The organism is Bacteroides caecigallinarum, assembly GCF_016901995.1.
In the GTDB taxonomy this organism is placed as follows: domain Bacteria; phylum Bacteroidota; class Bacteroidia; order Bacteroidales; family Bacteroidaceae; genus Phocaeicola; species Phocaeicola cellulolyticus.
In genome coordinates this window covers 1-1081 of the sequence record NZ_JACJLE010000128.1, presented here as the reverse complement: position 1 = coordinate 1081, position 1081 = coordinate 1, and the positions used below count along the sequence as shown (strand labels likewise).

Sequence of the window (1081 nt, the reverse complement as noted above, 5' to 3'; positions counted from 1 at the left end):
GATTTGTATTGAACGAAGTATCTTACTTCGGTCCCGGAGCCAGAGAAGTGCTTCCAAAAGAAATATCACGTCTTGGCTTGAAAAAGGCTTTTGTAGCTACAGACAAGGATTTGATAAAGTTCGGTGTTGCCGATAAAGTATTGTCAGTTTTGCGTAATGCCAATATACCATACGAAGTATTCAGCGAAATCAAGCCTAACCCGACAGTCTCTAATGTTAAAGCTGGTCTTGCAGCATATGCAGCTTCAGGAGCTGATTTCATTATTGCCATAGGTGGCGGTTCATCAATGGACACAGCCAAGGCTATTGGTATCATAACAAATAATCCTGAATTCTCTGATGTAGTATCTCTTGAAGGAGTTGCCGATACAAAGAAGAAGTCAGTGCCTATCATAGCTCTTCCAACTACAGCCGGAACAGCTGCAGAGGTTACTATCAATTATGTTATCACCGATGAGGAAAACCACAAGAAGATGGTTTGTGTCGATCCTAATGATATCCCTGCCATTGCCATAGTCGATGCCGAACTTATGTACACTCTTCCGAAGAGTCTGACAGCTGCAACTGGTTTGGACGCATTGACTCATGCCATCGAAGGTCTTATCACCAAAGGTGCATGGGAGATGAGTGACATGTTTGAAATCAAGGCAATCGAGATGATAGCACGCTATCTTGAAACAGCAGTAAATGAACCAAACAACGCCGAAGCCCGTAACGGTATGGCAGTAGCCCAGTACATAGCCGGTATGGCCTTCTCTAACGTAGGTTTGGGAGTAGTGCATGGTATGGCTCATCCATTGGGGGCAATCTTCGATATTCCTCACGGTGTTGCCAATGCATTGCTTTTGCCAACAATCATGGAATTCAATGCTCCAGCAGCGCTTGACAAGTATGTTGACATAGCTAAGGCAATGAATGTCTATTCAGCAGGAATGACAAAAGAGGAAGCTGCGGACGCTGCTGTTAAGGCTGTTAAGGAACTGTCTGTACGTGTAGGAATACCTCAGCATTTGTCAGAGTTGGGAATCAAGGCAGAAGACCTTCCTCGTCTTGCCAAGGCTGCTTATGCAGATGTATGTAC

General features: G+C 44.6%; 1 protein-coding gene. It reads left to right on the top strand.

Annotated features, from left to right (window positions below; translation table 11 throughout):
- The coding region (gene fucO, locus H6A61_RS15275) for a lactaldehyde reductase (RefSeq protein WP_204394759.1) at window positions 1-1081 on the top strand (1081 nt) is incomplete at both ends.